The organism is Paenalicyclobacillus macrosporangiidus (assembly GCF_900116805.1).
Classification (GTDB): Bacteria; Bacillota; Bacilli; order Alicyclobacillales; family Alicyclobacillaceae; genus Alicyclobacillus_H; species Alicyclobacillus_H macrosporangiidus.
The window spans coordinates 1-4,384 of sequence record NZ_FPBV01000057.1 but is presented as its reverse complement, the minus strand read 5'-3'; the positions used below and the strand labels follow the sequence as shown (position 1 = coordinate 4,384).

The window sequence follows — 4,384 nt, the reverse complement described above, 5'->3', positions numbered from 1 at the left end:
GGTGTTTTTCAAAAGTCAAGTGGTTTTCGGTGATTTCACGAATATGTCATATAATGTTCACAATCCAAGTTCATACAGCAACTGCATAGCGCCTGTAAGTGATAGTCCAGAAACTCGAAATTCGAATCAATTTCCAGAGCCAGTTTGGCATGACGATGTGTGCGACGCAATGTCCAGTCGTAGAGAAATTCCCGTCAACGTGGATTCTCGTTATCCGGTATGTGAGTGGATGATTACGGGGAGAACCAAATGGAACAATTTTGCATCACAACCGTATTCATCGTATTATGCACTGTTTCGCCGGCTTGCATTTACGTCTGAAAGGTGGCTGATTATTGGATACAGTGGTGGCGACTCGCATGTGAACGTGGTACTTCGAGATGCACTTAAGTACAGGCGAGCTGCAGGCTTACCCATATCCGTTGGACTGATTGACATGACTAAGAATCCCTTGTCTCTGTTCCGTAGGATCTTCGGAGAGATGGATCCGTGTTTGGTCTGGGCACAATCTAGCGAACACCGATCTGGGGATTTCATCACAAAAAAACTGGAATAAGACCCAGATCGGATTTTTGTGGAGTGGCGGTCTAGAAAAATTTATTAGCCCAAATGTGCTTACACTTACTGGTTGGTTATAAATACGTGTAAATCGAGGGTCACGGCTTGGACATATTTAGTCGGTTTACTTGCATGATGTTTCCGATGGGTACGAGTTAAACAGTTCATGGGGGGAATCGATGTGACTACGAGGAACATCAAGAGAACCGACCCATGTCCATGCGGTAGTACGTTATCTGCAAAGGACTGTTGTTACTCTTCGAAACCACCTGTAACTATGCCGATCCCACAATACGTGACGGCTACTTGGGTTCTTGTCCCGAATTTGCATAAGCCCGGCGATGTCTCCGCTACGAAGATCAATTCAGGGACGGATTATAGCGGATTTCAGCAAAAGTGTTCAGGTGACACTTAACTATGGCCCTGAGTCCGGGCCTGGATTCCTGCCACGTGAACAAGTAAACTCGCAAATTTACCGTGTTCTTGGATACAAACCAAACGAGCATCATTTGGGAACCGTACGTAACGAACATCAGTTGCTCGGACCACTTCACAGAACCAAATATCACCAACGGCAATGTATGTATCGGTTATTTATACTTGAACAAAAATCTAGGAAGCCCAGGCGACCAGAAATATCGAGTTCGACCGGTACACAGGTGAAACTTGTGCGTACTATTCAGTTTGAGGACTTACCCTTAAGGGCCGAGTTTGAGGTCTACATTAGCCGATTAGCATCGTCACTTGACGCACTTGCACACTATACGTGTAAATGTTTAGGGAAAGACACGGATGATGTTGGAAGTCACTTTAAGTTGGCCAATCATCTCAAAACTCAATCTGATGTTTCATGGTTGAATGAGTTAAGCCAGAAGTACATAGAAAATATGAGGATTAGGCACGTATTGTGATGAGACAGTTTCGAGATTATGTGATTCATGAGGGTACATTGTGGGCACTTGATGCCAGTAAGGGCCTATCACTAGATCAACCTTTTGCACCTCCATCATGGCAAGGCAAGGGTATTGAATGCTGTGCGTGGAGAATTGGCGGATACTCATGCAGTTTGTCGAGGAAATTCGAAATATCCTGTTGAAGTACCGATTCACTTCATAGCGGCGTATTTCCGGGTATCCCAATCCTCCATCGTGGCACTAGGTCGATGCTGCTGATGAGAGTCGATGGTCTCCAATTGGATTATAAGACCTTCATGCCGCCAGCGGCGCTACGATGGATGAAAATGGACGTCTTTGGGCTATTTTTACGGTAGAACATATATTAAGGAGTGATAGTGTGGAGGCTTTGAAATTTGACGGAGTATGGTGGGTCCCTGGGAAAGAAGACGACAAGGTGGCTGGTACGATGGAATTCCAGCCCGGCGGGAAGTGTACATTAAGTCTCATTGGTGGATTTTCAGATCTGAAAACTATTTTTAGCCTTGACAATTTAAGGTTTGATGTAATTAATGGACTCACCGTGGAAGGACAGAAAATAACTTTGTATGATTGCCTGCGAACCTCGGGCAGGTTGCCTTTTCCAGGAGTTATCTCCGAAGCGTACCATGTAAGCATTCTCCTCGTAGGATATCACTTTCAGTCCAAAGAGGACGTTACATTCGACACGATAAGGGTATCTTTCACCAATCTAGATGATTGGGTGGGTTTCTCAGGTTTGCAGTATCACCAGTCAAAAGACGGTAACAAGAACTCTCCGGTCGTTTCATATGAGTACCCAAACGCAATTGAAGCCGACGTAAACGGGGTTCGCATCTCATTGGACTTCGGATATAAAATTAACGTCAATGTCCTTAAAGGAATTTCCATCACCGAGCAGAAAATGTTCACCATAAAACTCCGCTTTTTTAAACAAATAGAAGAGATTCTTCGGGAAGGGTTACTGCAGAACCTACAGAACTTCATTAGCTTCGGACTGGGCAAATCGACAAAGATCTTGACTCTTACAGGAGCCAACTCGAGCGTCATGACGGATGACAACCGAGAACTTGAGATTTCTATCATTTTTAGTCAGCGATCCATGGCTAGCGAGAGTGAAAGGATACATCCAAGCACAATGCTTTTCCGCTTTGGTGATATAAAAGATTCATTTCAAGAGAAAATTTCTGCATGGCTGCTTAAAGCAGAACAATTACAGCCAATATACAACCTGTACTTCAGCGTGATGCATCAACCAACAATCTACATTGATTTTATGTTCTTAAGTCTCATGCAAGCCATTGAAACTTACCATCGTCGCACACACGCAGGAAGGTTCTTAAGTAACGAGATGTTTTCTGACGTTTTAAACACTATAATGTCTGCGATCCCTAAGGGCTTGCCTGACGATTACGTAAAAAATCTTCATGATAAGTTAAAATATTCAAATGAATTTTCGTTAAGGAGGAGAATAAAGGAGCTATTACGGGAACTTGGTGATATCACTGTTCCATATATACCTGATATAAAAGTGTTCGTCCAGCAAGTGGTGGATACACGGAATTACTTAACGCACTACTCCGTAGAACTCGAAGAGCGGGCTCTCAGGGGGACAGAATTATATGGTGCATGTCTTAGGCTAACTGTGATTCTGCAAGCCTGCTTGTTGAAGGAGATGAACTTCACTCATTCAGAGGTAGAAGCGCTGCTAAAAAGGCACTATAGGACAAATTTGTGGTTCAGCGATAGCATTAAGAAACTGCATTGAAGAAGTTGGCAGGTGGTTCCTAAGGTGTACGCTGAACTGATGTTTTTGAAGGGCGTGTCGAACAAGTAGACGTAATGGTCGGACTCATTTGATTCATACGTGGATATTTCTGGAATACGCCGATTTTGGATGTCTTAGTCTAGCTAGACAATGTCACTACCTCGACGCAACCTGCCATACGTTGGATAACTTGGAATGTATACCTATCGCACGAAAAGGGTAAGTCAGGGAGAATATTAATCTCGCCCAGCCGTCGCTAGTGGAGTGTCTAGACGTGAGGCTTTGACCGAGGCCGCTATAGGGTTCATGCATTATAACCGTTCGGTTGTGGGTTTTAGAAGCGTTCGAACGGAGGGATGGGATCTGGACCCTCGCATACACGAACACAGAGACGAGATCTTCCGAATAGCCGCCAAATATCGAGCCCACAATGTTCGCATATTCGGTTCCCAAGCACTTGGGGAAGAAACGGAGAACAGTGATTTGGGCCTGTTGGTCGACTTTGAGGAACCTAATTTGTTGGATCGGATTGGGATGAAACAGGATTTGGAGGCCTTACTTGGGATACGGGTGGACCTCTTGACCGAGGAGAACTTGCACCCGGCTTTTCGAGAACAGATTCTGGCCGAGGCGAAACCACTGTAAGGGTGTCTACATCACGGGCTAGCCGTCGGATGTATCTCCCGGTCCCGGTGTCCCTGCGGCAGGCCTGGTAGGGGGCTACCGCCATTTTGTGCTACGTCATCCAGGTGTGCGGCATACATGGCGTCCTGCCATCACGGAACGAGCGTGATGTCCGACGGGCCCGTTTTTTGTCAGGGGCTTACCTCCCCTGTCGTGTTATTTTGCTATGACACATGTGACGGATGTGACACAAAAAACAAGAAAACAAGCATATACGACGGACATAAGAGGACTTTCGGCTACTTGGTGTCATCATGCGTCATTGCGTCACCCCCCCACCACCCCACTGGCCGAAAGGGGGCGGCGGCAAATGAAGATGCTCGAGATCTTCTTGTTTTACGAGCCCAGAGGCCATCCGTACGCACCTGTCCGGGCGGAAGTTCCGCACGGGCATCGAGCGCATCGTGTTCGCGATGGTGGCCAACCGCGCACTCAACCCTTC

General features: G+C 46.1%; 3 protein-coding genes. All 3 read left to right on the top strand.

Features of this window, described 5'->3' with window-relative positions; genetic code table 11:
* Positions 1 to 724 precede the first annotated feature (724 nt).
* The 3 genes from BM357_RS20845 (at position 725) to BM357_RS18390 (ending at position 3,903) form a co-directional block, all read left to right on the top strand.
* Complete coding sequence (locus BM357_RS20845) at positions 725 to 973, top strand: SEC-C metal-binding domain-containing protein (protein WP_074956825.1); 249 nt, start codon at positions 725 to 727, stop codon at positions 971 to 973.
* A gap of 878 nt (positions 974 to 1,851) precedes the next feature.
* Positions 1,852 to 3,258, top strand: coding sequence for an ApeA N-terminal domain 1-containing protein (locus tag BM357_RS18395; protein WP_074956823.1), 1,407 nt, complete (start codon positions 1,852 to 1,854; stop codon positions 3,256 to 3,258).
* A 306-nt stretch (positions 3,259 to 3,564) separates the two neighbouring features.
* Positions 3,565 to 3,903, top strand: coding sequence for a nucleotidyltransferase family protein (locus tag BM357_RS18390; protein ID WP_083430685.1), 339 nt, complete (start codon positions 3,565 to 3,567; stop codon positions 3,901 to 3,903).
* Positions 3,904 to 4,384: the final 481 nt, after the last annotated feature.

Coding starts and splice junctions, on each gene's coding strand:
- BM357_RS20845 (WP_074956825.1), top strand. CDS start 725: ATGGGGGGAATCGATGTGACTACGAGGAACATCAAGAGAACCGACCCA.
- BM357_RS18390 (WP_083430685.1), top strand. CDS start 3,565: ATGCATTATAACCGTTCGGTTGTGGGTTTTAGAAGCGTTCGAACGGAG.